Annotated in this window: 15 protein-coding genes; 11 read left to right on the top strand and 4 right to left on the bottom strand. The window is 61.6% G+C overall.

Features of this window, described 5'->3' with window-relative positions:
- Positions 1-3: 3 nt before the first annotated feature.
- From ftsH to Q0G85_RS07250, 3 genes are read left to right on the top strand one after another with little or no spacing between them, the layout of a single operon-like run.
- Positions 4-2268 carry an ATP-dependent zinc metalloprotease FtsH gene (gene ftsH, locus Q0G85_RS07260; protein WP_297156180.1) on the top strand — a complete coding sequence of 755 codons (2265 nt, stop codon included), beginning with the start codon at positions 4-6 and terminating at the stop codon, positions 2266-2268.
- Positions 2269-2279: 11 nt separating this feature from the next.
- Positions 2280-3593, top strand: a complete 1314-nt coding sequence (folP, locus tag Q0G85_RS07255) for a dihydropteroate synthase (RefSeq protein ID WP_297156179.1) — start codon at positions 2280-2282, stop codon at positions 3591-3593.
- 41 nt (positions 3594-3634) lie between these two features.
- The gene (locus tag Q0G85_RS07250; RefSeq protein ID WP_297156177.1) at positions 3635-4510 is read left to right on the top strand and encodes a Fic family protein; all 876 of its coding nucleotides are present in this window, start codon (positions 3635-3637) and stop codon (positions 4508-4510) included.
- Between the two features lie 39 nt (positions 4511-4549).
- On the opposite strand, the gene Q0G85_RS07245 is transcribed toward Q0G85_RS07250, so the two are convergent.
- Positions 4550-5836, bottom strand: a complete 1287-nt coding sequence (locus tag Q0G85_RS07245) for a threonine/serine exporter ThrE family protein (RefSeq protein ID WP_297156175.1) — start codon at positions 5834-5836, stop codon at positions 4550-4552.
- Between the two features lie 50 nt (positions 5837-5886).
- Here Q0G85_RS07245 and Q0G85_RS07240 point away from each other — a divergent pair, with 50 nt between their 5' ends.
- From Q0G85_RS07240 to Q0G85_RS07225, 4 genes are all read left to right on the top strand, one after another.
- A complete protein-coding gene (locus tag Q0G85_RS07240) occupies positions 5887-6903 on the top strand; it encodes a biotin--[acetyl-CoA-carboxylase] ligase (protein WP_297156173.1) in 1017 nt (338 codons plus the stop codon).
- Between the two features lie 222 nt (positions 6904-7125).
- Positions 7126-8649: an MATE family efflux transporter gene (locus Q0G85_RS07235; RefSeq protein ID WP_367116877.1), complete on the top strand. Its 1524-nt coding sequence runs from the start codon at positions 7126-7128 to the stop codon at positions 8647-8649.
- Positions 8650-8871: 222 nt separating this feature from the next.
- Positions 8872-9483 (top strand): biotin transporter BioY, encoded by a 612-nt coding sequence (locus tag Q0G85_RS07230; RefSeq protein WP_297156171.1) that lies wholly within the window; start codon positions 8872-8874, stop codon positions 9481-9483.
- A 105-nt stretch (positions 9484-9588) separates the two neighbouring features.
- A complete protein-coding gene (locus Q0G85_RS07225) occupies positions 9589-10701 on the top strand; it encodes a 3-oxoacyl-ACP synthase III family protein (protein ID WP_297156169.1) in 1113 nt (370 codons plus the stop codon).
- A gap of 410 nt (positions 10702-11111) precedes the next feature.
- On the opposite strand, the gene Q0G85_RS07220 is transcribed toward Q0G85_RS07225, so the two are convergent.
- The gene (locus Q0G85_RS07220; protein WP_297156167.1) at positions 11112-12068 is read right to left on the bottom strand and encodes a cell wall metabolism sensor histidine kinase WalK; all 957 of its coding nucleotides are present in this window, start codon (positions 12066-12068) and stop codon (positions 11112-11114) included.
- 83 nt (positions 12069-12151) lie between these two features.
- Positions 12152-12847, bottom strand: coding sequence for a response regulator transcription factor (locus Q0G85_RS07215; protein ID WP_297156165.1), 696 nt, complete (start codon positions 12845-12847; stop codon positions 12152-12154).
- 165 nt (positions 12848-13012) lie between these two features.
- On the opposite strand from Q0G85_RS07215, the gene Q0G85_RS07210 reads away from it, so the two are divergent.
- From Q0G85_RS07210 to Q0G85_RS07195, 4 genes are all read left to right on the top strand, one after another.
- Positions 13013-13792 (top strand): type III pantothenate kinase, encoded by a 780-nt coding sequence (locus Q0G85_RS07210; RefSeq protein WP_297156163.1) that lies wholly within the window; start codon positions 13013-13015, stop codon positions 13790-13792.
- 21 nt (positions 13793-13813) lie between these two features.
- Complete coding sequence (locus tag Q0G85_RS07205) at positions 13814-15502, top strand: formate--tetrahydrofolate ligase (protein WP_297156161.1); 1689 nt, start codon at positions 13814-13816, stop codon at positions 15500-15502.
- 143 nt (positions 15503-15645) lie between these two features.
- Positions 15646-16260, top strand: a complete 615-nt coding sequence (locus Q0G85_RS07200; protein ID WP_297156159.1) for a cyclodeaminase/cyclohydrolase family protein — start codon at positions 15646-15648, stop codon at positions 16258-16260.
- Between the two features lie 30 nt (positions 16261-16290).
- The gene (locus Q0G85_RS07195) at positions 16291-17145 is read left to right on the top strand and encodes a bifunctional 5,10-methylenetetrahydrofolate dehydrogenase/5,10-methenyltetrahydrofolate cyclohydrolase (protein ID WP_297156157.1); all 855 of its coding nucleotides are present in this window, start codon (positions 16291-16293) and stop codon (positions 17143-17145) included.
- A gap of 376 nt (positions 17146-17521) precedes the next feature.
- Here the strand turns inward: Q0G85_RS07195 and Q0G85_RS07190 are convergent, their stop codons facing one another.
- Positions 17522-18604, bottom strand: a complete 1083-nt coding sequence (locus Q0G85_RS07190; protein ID WP_297156155.1) for a Xaa-Pro peptidase family protein — start codon at positions 18602-18604, stop codon at positions 17522-17524.
- Between the last annotated feature and the right edge of the window lie 446 nt (positions 18605-19050).

Raw genomic sequence — 19050 nt, 5'->3', positions numbered from 1 at the left:
TACATGACGCAACAGAAGAAACCATCGTCCCCTCAGCAACCGAACCCTCGGGTGACCATCATCTCGGTCATACTGTTCCTCGTCGTGGCGTTTTTCGTCGGCCAGCAGTTCATGGTCATGTCGAACGCGAGCTCGACGCCCACCGATTCCCTCATCACGTCGGAATTCACCCAGGCAGTCGAGCAGGATCGCGTGACGAAGGTCGTGTACTCCGCGGGCGACTACAAGGTCACGGGCACGTATTACCCGGCGATCACCGCAGGCTCGAATGCCGCCGACGCGTTCAACAAGGCGTTCGATGCGATGAACGCCCGCATGGCCACGAAGAAGACTCCCGCAGGCGGCGTTCCCGCAGGTGTGGGCACGACTTCCATCGAGTCGTCTGTGCTCGGCTCCGAGCGCGGCTACACCTCGACCTTTGTGGGTCAAGACGCGCTCGCCGCGCTCTTGAAGGACCATCCGGAAGTGTCCTACCAGGTCACGCTTCCTTCTGAATGGCTCGGCATCCTGAGCACCCTGCTTCCCATTCTGCTTATCGGCGCGCTTCTGTTCTTCTTCTTCAATCAGATGCAGAAGGCGAACAACTCGCAGATGAGCTTTGGCAAGGCGAAGACGAAGAAAAACGCCGAGGAGCGCCCCGACGTGAAGTTCTCCGACGTCGCCGGCGTCGATGAGGCCGTCGAGGAGATGCAGGAAATCAAGGACTTCCTGTCGAACCCCGCGAAGTACCAGTCCATGGGCGCGAAAGTGCCGCGCGGCTGCCTGCTTGTCGGCCCTCCGGGCACGGGCAAGACGCTGCTCGCGCGCGCCGTTGCGGGCGAGGCCGGTGTGCCCTTCTTCAGCATTTCCGGTTCCGACTTCGTCGAGATGTTCGTCGGCGTGGGCGCCTCCCGCGTGCGCGACTTGTTCCAGCAGGCGAAGGACGCGGCGCCTTCCATTATCTTCATCGACGAGATCGACGCTGTCGGTCGCCAGCGCGGCGCTGGTTTGGGCGGCGGTCATGACGAGCGCGAGCAGACGCTCAACCAGCTGCTCGTCGAGATGGACGGCTTCGAGTCGAACGAGTCCGTCATCCTGATCGCGGCGACCAACCGCGCCGACATCTTGGACCCGGCGCTTCTGCGTCCCGGCCGCTTCGACCGCCAGATCGTGGTCGACGCTCCCGACGTGCGCGGCCGCGAGCGCATCCTGCAGGTCCATGCGAAGGACAAGCCGATCGGCTCCGACGTCGATCTGAAGAGAATCGCCCAGCTCACACCTGGTTTCACGGGCGCTGACCTGATGAACCTCATGAACGAGAGTGCGCTTCTGACCGCGCGCCGCGGCAAGAAGATCATCACGATGCGCGAAGTGAACGAGTCGATGGAGCGCGTCATCGCCGGTCCCGAGCGCAAGGGCCGCGTGATGGACGAGGTTACCAAGCACACCATCGCCTACCATGAGAGCGGCCATGCCCTCGTGGGTCATCTGCTTCCGCATGCCGACCCGGTACACAAGATTTCGATCATCTCCCGCGGTCGCGCGCTCGGCTACACCCTGTCCATCCCCAAGGAGGACAAGGTGCTGAACACCGTGGGCGAGATGCTCGATGAGCTGGCGGTCTTCATGGGCGGCCGTGTGGCGGAGGAAATCTTCTGCGACGACGTGACCACGGGTGCGAGCAACGACCTCGAGCGTGCGACGAAGATGGCGCGCGCGATGGTGACGCAGTACGGCATGTCCGCAGCGCTCGGCACGCAGGTGTTCGGCCAGCCCAACCACGAGGTGTTCCTCGGTCGCGACTACGGCAACACGCAGGATTACTCCGAGGAGACGGCGCGCCGCATCGACGACGAGGTCGCACGCATCATGAAGGAAGCGCACGACCGCGCTTACGAGATCTTGAGCTCGCATCGCGATCAGATGGACCTCATGGCGAGCGTGCTTCTGGAGCGCGAGACGGTTGATGGTGCTGCCTGCCAGGCGCTTCTCGACAACCGTTGGAGCGAGTACCTCGAGCACGAGGATGAGATCATCGCGAAGAAGGACCGCGAAGAGGCCGAGGCCCGCGAGCGTGACGCCAAGCTTGCCGACCCGAATTGGAACGGCAACGCGATGGGTGGCAACGATGTGGACGGCCCCGACGGTGCGCCGACCAACGTGGAGGCCAAGCACACCGACGCGTTCACGCCTCATGGGATCTTGAGCGACCTTGAGGCTGGGTTCCGCGATATTGCCCATAGTGATCACGGTGACCATGGCAAAGACGATAAGGATAGCAAACGTTAAGGAGCGCATACGTGAATTGGCAATGTGCCTCGTATAGCTTCGACGTCAAGATGCCCATTGTGATGGGCATCTTGAATGTCACGCCCGATTCGTTCTCCGACGGGGGAGAACACAATACTCACGACGCGGCGATCGCTCACGCGAAGAGCATGATCGATGCGGGTGCGAAGATCATCGACGTGGGCGGCGAGTCCACGCGTCCCGGTTCCGCTGAGGTGTCGGTCGCAGAAGAGCTTTCGCGTACCGTCGATATTGTGCGCGAGCTCGCCCAGGCGGGCATCTGCGTGAGCATCGATACGCGCCACGCCGAGGTCGCACGTGCCTGCGTGGAAGCGGGTGCCGCCATCATTAACGATGTGTCGGGCTTTCGCGATCTGGCGATGGTGGAGGTTGCGCGCGCTTGTGATGCGGGCCTCGTCGTCATGCACATGAAGGGCGAGCCGCGTACTATGCAGGATGACCCCGTCTACGATGACGTTGTGGTAGAAGTGCGCGATTACCTGGCAAAACGTGCGGCAGAACTGGAAGCGGCGGGCATTGCGCACGATCGCGTTTGCCTGGACCCCGGCCCTGGGTTCGGCAAGACCGCCTCGCAAACCATGGAACTCATGCGCAACTTCCACGAGATTGCGCGTCTGGGCTACCCTTCGATGGTCGCGGTTTCGCGCAAGAGCTACATTGGCAAGGCTTACGGAATCGAGGATCCTCACGACCGCGATCGCGCATCTGCGGCCGAGGCGCTCATGGCGTGCGAGCTGGGCGCGGGCGTGGTGCGTGCCCACAACGTGGAAGAAACCGTGAAGGCGCTGAAGGACTTGCGCCCCTATTGCTACCTGGGCCTGGGCTGCAACGTGGCGCTCGTGGCGGAGCCGGGCGAGGAGCGCGAGGGCAAGATCGCCCAGATCGAGCATGCGATTGGCCAGCTGTGCATGATTCCCGACTCGCAAATCGTCGATGTTTCAAGCTACTACGAGAGCGAGCCTGCCTACTATCTCGATCAGGAGCCGTTCGTGAACGCTGTCGTGCTCATGCGCACGGGCGTGGCGCCTAAGGAGCTGCTGGAATATCTGCACGCAATCGAGAACAGCCTGGGTCGCGTGCGCGAAATCGAGAATGGACCGCGCACTTGCGATGTCGACATCTTGGACTACCAGCTCTATGTGGTGGACAACGACGTGCTCACGCTGCCGCATCCGCGCATCTGCGAGCGCGACTTCGTGGTGAAGCCTTTGCTCGAGATTTCCCCCAACCACATTCTCGCTGATGGCACGCCCGTCGCGAGCGTTCGCGAAGAGCAACGTGTCGGCCGCGCCGTGAAGCTATAGGTGCCGTCCGCCTCGAGCCCATCACTTCCAAAGGGGGGACCATGACCGCCGATAGCCTGGACAACTTCGAATACAAGAAAGCCTCCGAGCACGTCTCCGAGTCCTCGCGCAGGCATTATTGGGCGGTCGCCATCGGCCTGCAAGACGTCGATGGTCTCACGGTCTCCCGCTATCTTCGTGAAGCTGCAGCGTCGTATACCAAGGGAGAGAGGACGCTTGCCGAAACTGGCGAGCTTGTGCGGGCTCACCACGCGAACAGTCTGGATGAGGCCAGCGCGGAAGCCGATCTTGTGAGTCAGCGCATTGCGGAGCTGCTCGAGCGAGGTCTGTTTTCCCTCGCGCCTGAGATTCTCCCCGAGATTCACCGATATCTTTTCCAGGACCTTGATTCAAGCGTCTATCGTCCTGGGCAATTCAAAACCGAGCGCATGGTGAAGCAGGAAGAGATTCTCAACGGCGATAGCGTGCTCTATGCCGATCCAGCGGCATACGATATGTCGCTGCGCGGTGCTTTCGCAAGTGAGGTGGCGAAGGCGTACACGACCTTTTCCGGCGATGAGCTCAAAAGTTTCTGCCATTTCGTCGCTTTCCTCTGGCAGATTCACCCCTTTGCTGAAGGAAATACGCGAACCGTGGCGGTTTTCTCGGAGCTTTACTTGAATTACCTGGGCTTTAATGTGGCTAATGAGCCCTTTGGAAATCATGCGCGTTTCTTCCGCGATGCTCTCGTGCGGGCGATGTATCGTAACGTTGCCGCAGGCATTACGCCTGATGACAGCTTTTTAGTCGCATTCTATGAAAACGCGCTGGGCTTTGCGGAGAACAAGTTGTCGCGCGAAGAGCTGATATGCACCTCGCTTTTCGAGAATCCCGACTTGCTGCGCAACGTCGACCCGAAAGAAGCGCTCAGGCGGTAAGGGGCACCATTCTCGCAGGCGCCTCCCGCCAAGTTGCCCCTACCGCGTTCGCGGCTTCAAGAGGCTTGCGAACAGCCAGGTCACGCACATGCCGATGGCGATTCCCAGGGCGAATTGGCCCGTCCTCATCGCGTAGGCTGCTACTTGCGTCCAGTCGGCGGCCACGGCGAAGCTCATCGTGTAATACAGCGGAGCGCCGGGAATGAGCGGCACGACCGACGGAATCACGAACAAGAGCGAGGGAATGTCGCGCCACTGGGCGAGCGCTTCGGAATACAGCGCGGAGAATGCGCTCGCGACGAGGGCGGGGAAGAACACGCTGCTCGCCGTGCATCCGACGGCCAGGTAGATTGCCCAGCTGAGGATGCCGCCGATCGATGCGGCAGCGAGATACTTGCGGGGAAGATGGAAGATCATCGCGAAGCCCGCGGCCCCGAAGAGTGCCGCCCCGAGCTGAACAATGACGCCTATCCAAGTAAGCTCAAGACCAGGGCCAACGTTGTGACTCGCATCGAACAGGAAAATGGCGGTCATGAAGCCGCCTGCCAGCGCTACCGCCCACAGAATCGTCTCTACAAAGCGCATGGTGCCGGCAACGGTGTCGCCGACGAGCATGTCGTGGATGGCGTTCGTCATGAAAATGCCGGGGATGAGCAGCATGACTTCCCCGATGAGGATCTTGTCCAGGTGAATGAGCGGGTTTGCACCCTGAAGCGCGTTCGTGCTGCTGATGTCCACGCCGAGAATCCCAGCCGCAACGGCCTCGACGAACGCAACGGTCGCGCAGGTTCCCACGCCAGCGATAAACGAGCACAGCAGGTTGAACATGAGCATGTTGGGGCAGCGCGGCGCAAGTTTCTCCTGCAAAAGGCAGATGAGCACGGCAAACACCGCGGCGAAAATCGCATCGATCGCCGTGCCGCCGAAGAACACCGTAAAGCCCGACGCGGCGAAGATGCTTCCCAGGTAGAACGTCACACGATCGGGGGGCTGCTCGGTGCAGCGCTTAATGGACTTGGCAAGCTCTTCGACGCTCGGGGTCTTCCTGCAGCATTGCTTCCCAAGTTTGTGGAAGGCGGCGACGATGCGATAGTCTGTGGGCCCCGGCGCGACGATGCGCCGCGTTTGCGTGAGCCGCTCGCCATCGGGGAAATCCATCGTGACCACCAGCGTTGCCGTGATGGCGAAGACGTTCATAGCGCAGGCCCCATAGGCGCGCCCGACGTCGGAGAGCGTGCTTTCCACGCGACTTACTTCGGCGCCTGCCAGCAACATGGCTTCGCCCATGTTCAAAAGTTCGTAAAGGATGTCGCTGCGGTTTTCCATGGGTGTCATTATACGCGAGCAAGGTGCGCTGCTCGTCACTTTCGGTCATAATGCGTGGAGAAGGTGTCTTGGAGGAAGGATTCGACAAGGTGTTTCGCTTGCAGGTGCTTGAATCGGTGGATTCCACCAACGAGGTGATTAAGCGCGCAATTGAAGACGGCGAACCAGAAGGACTTGCCATCAGAGCATATTGCCAAACCGGCGGTTATGGGCGGCAGGGTCGCGCCTGGAAGAGCCCGCGCGGCGGAATGTACGAGTCAATCCTTTTGCGCCCCGAGGTGGACATGCGCGAGCTTCCCACGTTGGCGCTCGTTGTCGCGATTGCGGTGCGCCGCGCTCTGGCGAGCCTCGTTGTGCCCGAGCAAGCGCGTCGCATCCGCATCAAGTGGCCAAACGACGTCGTGCTGGTGGGAGGGGACTTCGGGGTCGATTATTCGGCTTTCGGCACCGCTCCTGAGGTTGCCGGGCATACGCCGTGCTCAGACAAAGCAGCGGAACCGTGCGCGCGGGGAGTTTCGCGCGCAGTTCCGCACGACGAAAACAGCCCAGTGGGCTGTTTTCCAAAGCAGGACTGTCTGAGCACGGAGCTCCCCGCGCGCACGGTTCCGCAGACGAACGCCCCAAGCATCAAGAGCCTCTATTCCAAGCTCGCCGGCATCTCCTCGGAGGTCCACGCGGGTGGGATATGCGTGGGAATCGGCGTGAACGTCGAGCCGCCTGTGGACGCGATGGAAGTCGGCGGGAAGAACGCGCCGGCGTATCTGGCCGACCTCGGCTTTGGATTCACCTGCGAGCACGAAGCCGCGATCAATGCCGTGGGCGACGCGATCCTGCGCGAGTTCGAGCCCTTGTATCGCCGCTGGTGCGAAGATGGCTTCGAGGCGCTTTCGTGTGAGTTTGCCGAATGTTCGATGCTCGAGGGCCGATTCGTTCAGATGGCCAACCAGATGGGCGGGGTTGTCTGCGCGGGAGTCGTCTGTGGTGTCGATGCGTCGGGACGGCTACTCCTTCGGCTGGAGGACGGCGAGACGAAAGCCGTCGAGTCGGGTGAGGTGCACCTGCTTTAACGAGCCCGAGCACCATGGCGCACGCTGCGTTGTGCGGCCCATGGCGCACCCTTCATTTTGTGTGCCCCGTTTCGGAATCCCCGCCTTCCAACTTATCCTTCCGTTTGCCGTCGCATTCGCTCGATAGGCGTGATAGGTTCTCTCTCATAGGCGCAAATATGCATACAATTGTTTGTTTCCGAAAAAATGGCAAATGAGGCGATTGAAGCATGAGGTATGCATATGACGGCACAAGAAGAACAAAGTGACCAATCCTTAACATCAGCTCCCGAAACCTCGGCGAGCACCCCCTCTTCCTCGAAGGCCCCCGCGCGCAAGTCGCAGGGCGATGATCGCGTGGCCCGCATGGGCACGGCGTCCCTTCCCCGACTCATCACCGAGTTCGCCATCCCGGCAATTCTGGGCATGCTGGTGAACGCGGCGTACAACCTGATCGACTCCATCTTCCTCGGGCAGGCCATGGGGGAGATCGGCCTGTCGGCGGCAACGGTCGCGGCTCCGCTCATGATCGTGTTCATGGCGCTCGCGATGCTTGTCGGTAACGGCGGCAACGCGCTTGCCGCACTGCGTTTGGGCGAAGGGCGCAAGGCGGATGCTGAGGTTAGCCTTGGCAACACCGTGACGCTCGGCATTGTGCTCTGGGTCATCATCGCCGCCATCGCGGCATACCCACCGCTGCTCGACGCGTTCCTTACCTTCTCGAGCGCGACTGACGAGGTGCGTCCGTATGCTGCGACGTTCATCCAAATCCTAAGCTTCGGCTACGTTCTGCAGATCATCGGCATGGGCGTGAACAACTTCATCCGCACGGCCGGCGCCCCCAACCGCGCGCTTCTGACCATGGTCATCGGCGCGGTGGTGTGCACCATCTTCAATTACATCCTTGTCCTGAAGCTTGGCTGGGGCGTTGCCGGTTCCGCTTACGCCACGTTGATCGGACAGGCTGCGTCGTGCATCTCGGTGTTGTGGTTCTTCATTTTCACGAAGGATGCGCCGCTCAAGCTTCATCTGCACTGCATGCGTCCCCACGCGAAGATCATCCGCTCCATTCTCTCGCTCGGCCTTGCGAGCTTCGCTGTGCAAGCGGGTGCTGCGGTTGTGAACTTCGCCGTGAACTTCCTGCTGGTGAAATACGGAAGCGCGAGCGCTATCGGTGCCGAGGGCGCACTTGCCTCTATTGGCGTTGTGCAGCGTATCGCCATGTTCACGGTAATGCCGCTTGTTGGCGTCTCGATTGCTATCCAGCCGCTGCTCGGCTTCAACTATGGCGCGAAGAACATCGCTCGCGTGCGCAAGACGCTGTGGCTGGGCGTAGCGTTCGCGACCTCGCTCGCCGTCATCATGTGGGCGCTCGTGCACCTGTTCCCGAACCAGATTGTGGGCCTGTTCGGCATCACGAACGCGTCGCTTGCCGAGTTCACCATCTTCGCTCTGAAGATCCAGCTGCTCATGCTTCCGTTCGTGGGCTTCCAGATTGTGGGCTCGAACTACTTCCAGGCAACCGGCCAGCCGATGAAGTCGACAATTCTCTCGCTCACGCGCCAGGTGCTGTTCCTCTTGCCGCTCATGTTCTGGCTGCCCGAGGTGTTGCCTAGTTGGTTCTCGCAGTTCACGGGCTTGGACGCCCTCTATATCGCGACGCCGGTGGCGGACTTCCTCGCCATCTTCACGGTCGGTGTCTTCATTGCGATCGAAATGCGCCGCTTGAAGGGTGTCGAGAGCGGGAAGATCGCCTCGAAGTACTAGGCGGCTTGCGCGTGCGTCCCGAGGGCTGCGAGCCTGCGTGATCGTGCGGGCTCGTTCCTAGTCCCGCGAGTTGTTCGGCACCGTGGGGCGTCAAGGCTCTGGGGCGGCAAGCCTGCGCGTGAGCTAGCTTTCTTGTGGAATTCCGCGTTCAAACCATGGAATTCGAAGTCAACTGCTAGAGTTTCAACGTTATTGTCGTCTGACCCGAAAGAGGTACAGAAAGTGGAACAAGTCAAAAAAGGCGCCGCCGCGGCGTCGCGCACCCGCTCGATCGCGTTTGTCGGTCTGGCTGTTGCCATCATGGCCGTGTCGGCATGGGTTACCGTCCCGCTCGGCCCGGTTCCCTTCACGTTGCAGATGTTCGCCATCACTTTCGCTATCGTGGTGCTCTCCCCGAAGGAATGCATCGCGGCAATCGTGCTGTACCTTGCGCTCGGTGCGATCGGCCTGCCGGTCTTTTCCGGCATGAGCGGCGGAATCGCCAAGCTCATGGGCCCGACCGGCGGCTTTTTGTGGGGCTACATCTTCGGCGTTGCTGCTGCCGTGGGACTGCTCTACGTGCTGCGTCGCCGCATGGGGACATCCGAGAAGACCGACGCCTCCAAGCAGCGCGGCTTCGTCTCGTTCCTGAAGAATGCGGGTGCCGAAATTGTCGCGGGCCTCGTGTTCACCGCGATTGCGTACTTCTGCGGCTGGCTGCAGCTCATGCTCGTCATGGGGATTTCGCCTGAAGCGGCATTCCTTGCCGGCGTGGCGCCCTTCGTGGTGGTCGACGTGCTGAAGATTCTCGCCGCCGTCGCGTGTGCTCGCGCTGTGAAGGCCGCGGTTCGCTAAATACCCATTTCGCGCACATTTGGGGTGCGTGCTATAATCGCTTGGAAACAAGCAACCATCATGCGCAGGCGATTTTCGCCTGCGCTTTCTATGAGGGAGTGACTAGTGGGCTGCGCAATCATCGGTTGCGGGAAATCTCTTCCCGCGCTTGCCGTCTCGAACGACGACCTTACCCAACTTGTCGACACGAGCGACGAGTGGATCACCACGCGCACGGGCATCAAGTCCCGCCGCATCGCTGTTGAGGAGACGAACGTCGATCTGGCCGAAGCTGCCGCGCGCCAGGCGATGGGCCTTGTCGAAGGCGGTTATTGTGAGGCCCCTATCGACCCTGAGTCCATCGACCTTGTGGTGTATTCCACTTGCACGCCTGACGTGCAGGTTCCTTCCTGTGCTGCGCTTCTGCGTCGCCGCCTAGGGCTTGTGAATGCCGTCGCGTTCGATGTGAACGCCGCATGCACGGGGTTCATTTACGCGATGAGCATGGCGGAATCAATGATGGCGGCCAGCGTGCCGGGCGCTGCGGGCGCCGACCGTCGCAACAAGGTTCGTCGTGCGCTTGTGGTCGGCTCCGAGCGCCTGACCCGCATCACCAACTGGGAAGATCGCGCAACTTGCGTGCTTTTCGGCGATGGCGGCGGCGCTGCCGTGGTTGAGTGGGACGAGAACCGTACAGGTGTAATGGCAACCTTCATCAAGAACGATGACGACGACGCCAACGCGCTCACCTGCCCTTCCGCGTTCGATTCTCCTCAGCCCTTCGACGCGAACGGCGTCTCGAAGGAGGCTGCCGCTGCGGGCGATCCGGGCAATGCGCGCATCGACGAGGAGCTTGGCGTGGCCGAGGCCGTCGCTGCCGGCCGTCCGCGTCAGTCCCTCTTCATGCACGGGCAGACCATCTTCAAGTTCGCAGCGAGCGCTATGGGCGGCGCCATTGACGAGGTGTGCAAGCGCGCCGGCGTGGACATCGACGACATGAAGCTCATCGTGCCCCATCAGGCAAACGAGCGCATCATCAAATACGCGGCCAAGCGCTGCGGGCTTTCGCTCGATCGCTTCCAGGTTTCCATCGGCGAGCGCGGCAACGCCTCTTCGGCCTGCGTTCCGATGGCGCTTTCCGATGCATACGAGTCGGGGCGCATTCAGAAGGGCGACAAGGTGATTCTCGTGGCCTTTGGCGGCGGCCTCACCAGCGGCGCTGTGCTTTACGAGGTATAGCGTATCCCACGATGCGGGGCCCTATGATGCAGACTTCGAAATAGCGTTCAGGAGCTTTCAGAGACGCGAGGGCACTCATTGCCTGAGGCCTTCTCGCGGCATGTCGCCCTTTGATACAATGCGGGGCGAGGGGCGCTTCGCCGCTGGGCAGTACCTGCCGCTTAGGAGGTCTGGCCATGGACGCAAATTCCATCAACGCCGCATGCAACATGCTATTGGTTGTCATCGGGATAATCGGGCTTCTGCTCGTGAGGAAGGAGTGAAGGCGAACTGCGTTTAGAAATAAAAGAAGCCGGGAAACCCTTGCAAAGTAGCCCGGCTTAACACTATTGAAAACGCTGCCCAGTCGGCTGGGGCGTCCTCACTGGTTATTCTAGCAGCGCCCTACTACGTTTTCAATGTCATTCTGCCTAGTGAGCCTCGCTGCCCTGTATGATCGAGGGAATGGCCACGAGGAAGCAGGCGCCTCCGTCAGGGAGGTTGAACGCCTCGACGGTGCCGTCGTGCGCATCGACGACCGACTTCACGATGGCGAGGCCGAGTCCCGTGCCTCCGGTGCCGCGGTTGCGCGATGGGTCGCCTCGATAGAACCGATCGAACAAAAGCTTCGGGTCGACGTCACCCAGGCCGCAACCATCGTCGCGCACGGAGAGCACGGAGTTGCCCCGTGCGCCCATGAGCTCGACGGTGATATGCCCGCCCGGTTCGATGAAGCGGCTTGAATTCTCCACCAGATTGAACACCACTTGCTTCAGGCGATCGCGGTTGCCGAGCACGTCGGGGGCTTCCCCTATGACCTGGCAGTTTGCTTGTCGCTCGCGCAGAAGCGGCGAGAGCGAATCCACCACCTCGCGTGCCACCTGCCCCAAATCGACGCGCGAGAACTCGGTCGCGATGTTGCCGTTTTCCAGGCGCTGCAGCGCAAGCAGGTCGTTCACCAGGTTCGACAGGCGCCGGCTCTCTTCTACAATGATGCCCGTGAACTTCTCGCGCAAAGACGGTGGCAAATCAGGGTCGGACAGCATCTCGGCGTTGCCCCGAATCGCGGTGAGCGGGGTGCGCAGCTCGTGCGCCACGTCGCTCACGAACGTGCTCTCGCGGCTTTCGCGCGAGGCGAGGCTTTCCTGCTGCGTGCGGATAGTCTCCGAAAGCCTGTTCACGCCCAGCGTGAGTCGGTCGACTTCCTCGATGCGCCCATCGATGGTGATGGTCGCCGGCGCGGGATCGCCGGTGCGGAAATCGCGAAGGCGCGCCGCCAAGCGCGCAAGCGGTTCAGCAAGAAAATGCCCGATGAGCAGGCTGAAGGCGAATGTGAAAACGGCGACGGGCACCAGAAGGAAGAACGCCAGGGGCCGAAGCCCGAACACGAAGTGCGAGACCGCGATCGCGAAGGCCGCCGAAAGGATGGCGAACAGCGTTGCCAGAAGTGCGAAATATGTCTGCAGTTGCTTTATTTCTTGAACCTATATCCGTAGCCGCGAACCGTTTCCACGAGGCCGGAATCGTACCCGGCGCTCGAAATCTTATCACGCAGGCGCTTGATGTGCGTGTCGACCGTTTTCGTCTCCGTGAGGTATTCCCAGCCCCACGCGTCGCGCAGCAAATCCTCGCGGGAGACGACCTTCCCGGCGCTTTTCATCAGCGCGGCGAGCAGCTCGAATTCGCGCGGGGTCAAATCGATATCGCCTGCGTCGCCGGTCGCGGTGTGGGCGTCCTCGTTTAGGGTGATGCCTCCTGCCGAGATGACGCTCGTGTTCTTCGCGAAGTCGTCGCCCTGGCTGCGCCGCAGAAGGGCACGAACACGCGCAATCAGCTCGCGCACGCCGAAGGGCTTGGAGAGATAGTCGTCGCCGCCGATTTCGAGTCCCACGACCTTGTCGAGCTCGGTGTCGCGCGCGGAGAGGAACAGCACGGGCGACGAAGTATGAGCGCGCAGGCGGCGGCAAAGCTCGTAGCCGTCGATTCCCGGCAACATGATGTCGAGAACGAACAGGTCGTAGGCGTTTTTCATCGCGCGGGAAAGGGCGTCCTCGCCGTTGTCGACCACATCGACGGAGAATCCTTCTTTACGCAGCGCGTAGCCGACGAATTCCGTGATGGAAGGTTCGTCGTCAACTACGAGAATGCGAGCGGGCGCATCGGGCATGGCCTTTCCTCCTCGTTCCTCTTTGCGGGCACTTGCGATCGTCGCCGTTTGCGCCTGTGCGGCGTTTGCGGCGTCGGCGAGCGCCTTTTCTTGGTAGTATCATGCCAGCTAACACTATAGACAATTCGAGTTTGCCGCGCGCGGCGAAGGGAGACTGTCAAAATCATGTTACTTGTCATCGATGTGGGGAACACCCAGACGGCTATCGGCGTCTACGAGGGGGAAAGCCTCGAGCGCATGTGGCGCGTTGCCACCAACCGCGACCACACTTCCGACGAGCTGCGCGTGAAGCTCCTGCCGCTGCTCCATTCTGAGAATCTCCAGGCAAGCGACATTACGGGTGCGGCGCTTGCGTCGGTCGTTCCCCAGCTCACCGGGGCATGGACGCGTGCGGTTAAGGACCTGGCGGGCGTCGAGACTATCGTGTGCTCTGCGAAAACGGCAGGCTCGCTTTTCGACGCGGACTACCCCAGGCCTCAAGAAATCGGCTCGGACCGCGTGGCCGACGCCGTTGCCGCGCGCGAGCTGTTCGGCGCGCCTGTCGTCGTGGTCGATTTCGGCACGGCAACCAATATCGAGGTGGTCGATAAGCAGGGCCGATTCCTGGGTGGCATCATCGCGCCCGGCGTGCAAACGGGTGCGTCGGCGTTGTTTTCCCATGCCACGCGCTTGGCAGCAATCGACTTGGCCGACCCTCATCACGCCATCGGGCGCAACACGGAAGAGGCTTTGCAGGTGGGCATTGTCTACGGGGAAGCCGATCGCGCCGACGGGCTCGTGCGCCGCGTGATCGAGGAGCTTGGCTATGAGGCTCCTATCGTCGCGACGGGCGGGCTTGCGCCCCTCATCGCCGAGCACTCGCGTACCATCACCGCCGTCCAGCCCGACCTGACGCTTGTCGGGCTGCGCCTTGTGTATGCTGAGTGTGCTAAGACGGGAAATTAGCTTCTGACGGAAAGGGTCGACATGCAAAGTGATATCGAAATCGCGCAAGCAGCACAGCCGCAGCGCATCGACGCAATCGCCGAGAAGGCGGGCATCGACGACAAGTATCTCGAGATGTATGGCAAGTACAAGGCGAAGGTGGACTACAACCTTCTGCGCGAGAATTCGCATACTCCGGGCAAGCTTGTGCTCGTGACGGCGATCAACCCTACGCCGGCAGGTGAGGGCAAGACCACGACGACGGTCGGGTTGGCCGACGCGCTCGCGAAGCGCGGCAAGAATCCCGTCGTGGCGCTGCGCGAACCGAGCTTGGGGCCCGTGTTCGGCATCAAGGGCGGCGCGGCTGGCGGCGGATACGCCCAGGTCGTTCCCATGGAAGATATCAACCTTCACTTCACCGGCGACTTCCACGCCATCGGCGCTGCGAACAACCTGCTTGCGGCTATGCTCGATGCGCATATCCATAACGGCAACCAGCTCGGTATCGATGTGCGGAAGATCACCTGGAAGCGCGTCGTCGACATGAATGACCGACAGCTGCGCAATATCGTTGACGGCTTGGGCGGCAAAGCGAATGGCGTGCCGCGCGAGGACGGCTTCGATATCACCGTGGCGTCCGAGGTCATGGCCGTGTTCTGCCTGGCAACGAGCATCACTGACCTGAAGGAGCGCCTCGGTCGCATCGTGGTGGGCTACACCTACGACGACCAGCCCGTCACCGCTCATGACCTGCACGCCGAGGGCGCGATGGCCGCGCTGCTCAAAGACGCGCTCAAGCCGAACCTCGTGCAGACGCTCGAGGGCACGCCCGCGTTCGTCCACGGCGGCCCCTTCGCCAACATCGCGCACGGATGCAACTCCATCATGGCGACGCGAATGGCCCTGGCGCTCGGTGACTACGCCATCACCGAGGCCGGCTTCGGTGCTGATCTGGGTGCGGAGAAGTTCCTCGACATCAAGTGCCGCCTGACGGGGCTTAAGCCCGATGCGGTGGTGGTCGTGGCGACGGTGCGCGCGCTCAAGAACCACGGCGGTGTGGCGAAAGACGCGCTTAACGAGGAGAATCTCGAGGCGCTGGAGGCGGGTCTTCCCAACCTGCTGCAGCATGTGGAGAACATTACGAAGGTGTACAAGCTGCCGTGCGTGGTGGCCATCAACCGTTTCCCCTCCGACACCGAGGCCGAGCTGAAGCTTGTCGAGGACAAGTGCCGCGAGCTGGGTGTGAACGTTGCGCTCTCCGAGGTGTGGGCCAAGGGCGGCGAGGGCGGCCTGGCGCTGGCCGATGAGGTCGTGCGCCTGTGCAACGAGGGCGACGAGGCTGGTCGCAGCGCCGATACGTTCGAGTTCGCCTATGGTGACGACCTGGGCCTGCGCGAGAAGATCGAGGCCATCGCCAAGCGCATCTACCGTGCCGACGGCGTGGAGTTCGAGGCTAAGGCAGCCAAGGAACTTGCCAAGCTCGAGAAGCTCGGTTTCGGCGACATGCCCGTGTGCATGGCGAAGACCCAGTACAGCTTCAGCGACAACCAGACCAAGCTCGGCGCGCCGCGCGGGTTCCATATCACCGTGCGCGATGTCAAGGTGAGCGCCGGTGCCGGGTTCGTGGTCGCTCTTACGGGCAACATCATGACCATGCCTGGCCTGGGCAAATCGCCTGCCGCTTTCAAAATCGACGTCGATGAGACCGGAAAGATCACGGGGCTTTTCTAGGAAGCTGCCCGCTTATCGTCAATCCTGCGCTCGCGTGGCAACGCGCGAGCGCTTGCGGTAATCGTTGCACGGTTGAAACAATGGTTGGTTACCGTACTAAGTATCCTAATCATTCGCGGCCCGAAAACGAGGAAGAGACATTTATGGTAGACACCCGTTTCATAGATGAGCTCGCGTCCGCAGCGCCTGTTCCCGGCGGGGGTGGGGCGTCGGCCTATGCTGGCGCACTTGCCGCGGCGCTTGCGTCCATGGTGGGCAACCTCACCGTGGGGAAGAAGACGTATGCCGAGGTCGAGGGCGAGGTCAAGAGCCATCTCGAAGAGCTCGAGGGACTTCGCGCCCGCTTGGTCGAGCTTATCGACGAGGACGCGCGCGCTTTCGAACCGCTTGCGGCGGCCTATCGCATGCCGAAAGGGACGCCGGAAGAACTTGCGGCGAAGCAGTCGGCGATCCAACAAGCGCTTGTCGGGGCGACCGAGGTGCCACTCGAAATCATGCGCACGGCGGCGCACGTGGTTGACCATGCGGACTACCTGGCGCATTTCGGAAGCCGAATGGCCAGGTCGGACGCGGGGGTTTCTGCTGCGTTCGCGCGCGCCGCGGTCGATGGCGCAAGCCTGAACGTGTTCATCAATGCGGCTTCGATGGACGATGCCGACAAGGCGTGCCTCGTCCGCGAGGAGGCATTATCCCTTGCAAAGACAACGCGCGGGCGCTGCGATGAGCTGTTCGATTTCGTTGTCAAGGAAGTTTCGTAAAGTAAGGGCCCTTAAGGGTGAAGGTGGATTATGGCAACGCTGCTTAAAGGAAAACCGGTCGTCGACCATATGGCGGTCGACCTGCGTGATCGTATCGAGGCGCTCAAATCGTGCGGCGTTGAGCCCACGCTTGCCCTCGTGCGCATGGGGGAGCGGCCCGACGACTTGTCCTATGAGCGTACGGCGAAGAAACGCGCCGCCAGCCTGGGGCTTTCCACTAAGCCTTACGTCTTGGACGACTTGGCGCCGCAAGCTGCCGTGCAGGCGACGCTGCAATCCATCAACTACGACAAGACGGTGCACGGCTGCCTGATGTTTCGTCCCCTCCCGAGCTTTCTCGACGAGAAGGCGCTGTGCAACATGCTTGCGCCCGGCAAGGACATCGACGGCATCTCGCTTGGGTCCCTCGCGTCCGTGTTCACCGATTCGAGCGACGGTTTCCCCCCGTGCACGGCGCAAGCGTGCATCGAGATTCTCGATTTCTACAAGATTCCCCTGGTGGGAAAGCATGTTGTGGTCATCGGACGCAGCCTTGTGGTGGGCAAGCCTGTCTCGATGATGCTCCTGCGTCGCAACGCGAGCGTCACCATCTGCCATTCGCGTACTGAGAACCTGGCCGAGCTGTGTCAGATGGCCGACATCGTCATCTGCGCTGTTGGTCGCGCTCGGGCGTTTGGGAAGGAATACTTCCGCGCGGGGCAGACGGTGCTCGATGTGGGTATCAACTTCGATTCGCATGGAACGCTGTGCGGCGATGTGAACTTCGACGAGGTTAAGCCCATCGTCGACGCCATCACCCCTGTTCCCGGTGGCATTGGCACCGTCACGACGAGCGTTACCATGGCGCACGTTGTGGAGGCGGCCGAAAAGGCGGCGGGGAAGTAGAGTCTCCCTTCGTCTGCGCGGTTCGAGGAATGGCGCCTGCATCGGGGTCCGTGTTTTTCCTCTGTCTCATAGAGCTCCCTTCAGGAGGTTTCTCGCTGAAATGGCGTCGTCGTGGACAAAATGCCGCGATATGTGAGGAGTTTCTTTAAGATAACTCCTCTCCAGAAAACCTGACCTGGGGAAACGCAAGGCTGGCAGGCTAAATCCCTCCTGTCGCGCTTCTTTCGACTCACATATCGACGATAATTGTCCACGACACCCTCGAATTTCATACATAAGAGGGTGGCCTCGTGTAGCAAAAGGAGGCTGACCTCATGCAGAAGGAGTCGACCTCGCGCAGTAAGGCGGGCGTCGTCGCGCAGGAGAACCTTACCCCCTACTTCTTTCCCAGCACCGTGAGCTCGCGGGGGTAGCTGTTGAGAACCTCGCAGCCGCCTTCGGTCACGCACACCAGGTCCTCGATGCGCACGCCGAACTCGCCTGGCAGATAGATTCCCGGCTCGATGGAAAAACACATCCCGACCTCGACCTTCTCGTCATGAACGGAGGACACGTCGCCCGGCTCGTGCTCGTCGAGGCCGATTTGGTGACCCAAGCGATGGGTGAAATACTCGCCGTAGCCGGCTTCGGCGATGACGTCGCGCGCCGCCTTGTCGATGTCGCAGAAGCGCGCACCGGGGTGCACAGCCGCGCGCCCCGCCTCGTTCGCGCGGCGCACCAGCTCGTACACTTCGCGTTGCTTGGTCGTCGGCTCGCCCCAGAAGAAGGTGCGCGTCATGTCCGAGCAGTACTCGTCCTGACGGCACCCCACGTCGAAGAGCACGACGTCGCCGGCTTTCAGCTTCGTGTCATCGGGCATATGGTGCGGGTCGGCAGCGTTTGCGCCAAAGCTCACGATGGGGGAGAAGGAATGCCCCGAAGCACCCAGCTCGCGATAGATGCCCTCGAGCTTCTCAGCGATTTCCCGCTCGGTTGCCCCCTCGTGGACAAGCTCGCAAAAGCGCGCCATGGCCTGGTCGTTTGTCGCCGACGCAGCGCGCATGAGTGCCTGTTCCTCGACGCTTTTGATAGCTCGCGCCTCGTCGACGGCAGGCGATCCCAAGGTGAAGGACTTCGCCGCATGCGCCTCCATCAGCGGCACGAGGAAGCGGGCGGCAAGGTTCTTGTCGACGCCGCATGGCGCATCTGTGTGCAAGAGCTTCGCCACTTCGGGCAGCGGATTGTCCACGTCGTCGAAGGAAAACACTTCGCAAGGAAGCGATTTCGGAGCTGTGAACAGGCGATTCAGGAAGAGGACGGGCGCCTTCCCCTCGGTGATCACGAGTGCCAGGAAACGCTCGCCCGGCTCCACGTAAGCGCCGGTGAGATATTGGATGGAGCGCGGGTCGCTCACGATCATCTGGGTGAGACCCATCTCGCCGAGCAGGCGGCGAACCGTTTTTATGCGTTGTTCGTACATGGAAGTCCTTTCCTGGCGTCGAAGCGGCGAAGGCGCTCGTGACTCGCGTGTCCTCTCGGCGACGAACCGCCGACGTTGCCTTGCTCGTGCACCGCGTAGCGAGCGCACGCCGGCGCCGGCGCTCAAGCGGCGCATGAGCTGAGGCGCATAAGGCGACCGGCTGTGGGGCTTGCGCCGCGCGCAGTGACAAGCTGGTTTTTCCCGTTCACTATAGCGTGAATTGCGCGGCGCGGAGGCGACAAATACTTGCCGCGCGCGACAGGTTTCTCGGGAAGGAGACGCGCCGGGACGAGCAAACCCGAGTTCGTGGTCAAAAGAACGAGTTGTGCAACGCTTTTTCGCTCGATGGACCCCTTTATGACGGCTTGAGGATCGCGTCCCGATTTGTGGTGTATCAAGGGCCATCGCCGGAACCGCCGGCCACCCTTGCCAGGCGAATGCTACCC

The organism is uncultured Ellagibacter sp. (assembly GCF_934617235.1).
GTDB lineage: Bacteria > Actinomycetota > Coriobacteriia > Coriobacteriales > Eggerthellaceae > Ellagibacter.
This window is presented reverse-complemented; position numbering and strand designations above follow the sequence as displayed.

Excerpts from the sequence above, each read along its gene's own strand:
- Q0G85_RS07205 (WP_297156161.1), top strand. The coding sequence starts at position 13,814 with ATGCAAAGTGATATCGAAATCGCGCAAGCAGCACAGCCGCAGCGCATC.
- Q0G85_RS07250 (WP_297156177.1), top strand. The coding sequence starts at position 3,635 with ATGACCGCCGATAGCCTGGACAACTTCGAATACAAGAAAGCCTCCGAG.
- Q0G85_RS07190 (WP_297156155.1), bottom strand. The coding sequence starts at position 18,604 with ATGTACGAACAACGCATAAAAACGGTTCGCCGCCTGCTCGGCGAGATG.
- Q0G85_RS07195 (WP_297156157.1), top strand. The coding sequence starts at position 16,291 with ATGGCAACGCTGCTTAAAGGAAAACCGGTCGTCGACCATATGGCGGTC.
- Q0G85_RS07240 (WP_297156173.1), top strand. The coding sequence starts at position 5,887 with ATGCGTGGAGAAGGTGTCTTGGAGGAAGGATTCGACAAGGTGTTTCGC.
- ftsH (WP_297156180.1), top strand. The coding sequence starts at position 4 with ATGACGCAACAGAAGAAACCATCGTCCCCTCAGCAACCGAACCCTCGG.
- Q0G85_RS07210 (WP_297156163.1), top strand. The coding sequence starts at position 13,013 with ATGTTACTTGTCATCGATGTGGGGAACACCCAGACGGCTATCGGCGTC.
- Q0G85_RS07235 (WP_367116877.1), top strand. The coding sequence starts at position 7,126 with ATGACGGCACAAGAAGAACAAAGTGACCAATCCTTAACATCAGCTCCC.
- Q0G85_RS07245 (WP_297156175.1), bottom strand. The coding sequence starts at position 5,836 with ATGGAAAACCGCAGCGACATCCTTTACGAACTTTTGAACATGGGCGAA.
- Q0G85_RS07215 (WP_297156165.1), bottom strand. The coding sequence starts at position 12,847 with ATGCCCGATGCGCCCGCTCGCATTCTCGTAGTTGACGACGAACCTTCC.
- Q0G85_RS07200 (WP_297156159.1), top strand. The coding sequence starts at position 15,646 with ATGGTAGACACCCGTTTCATAGATGAGCTCGCGTCCGCAGCGCCTGTT.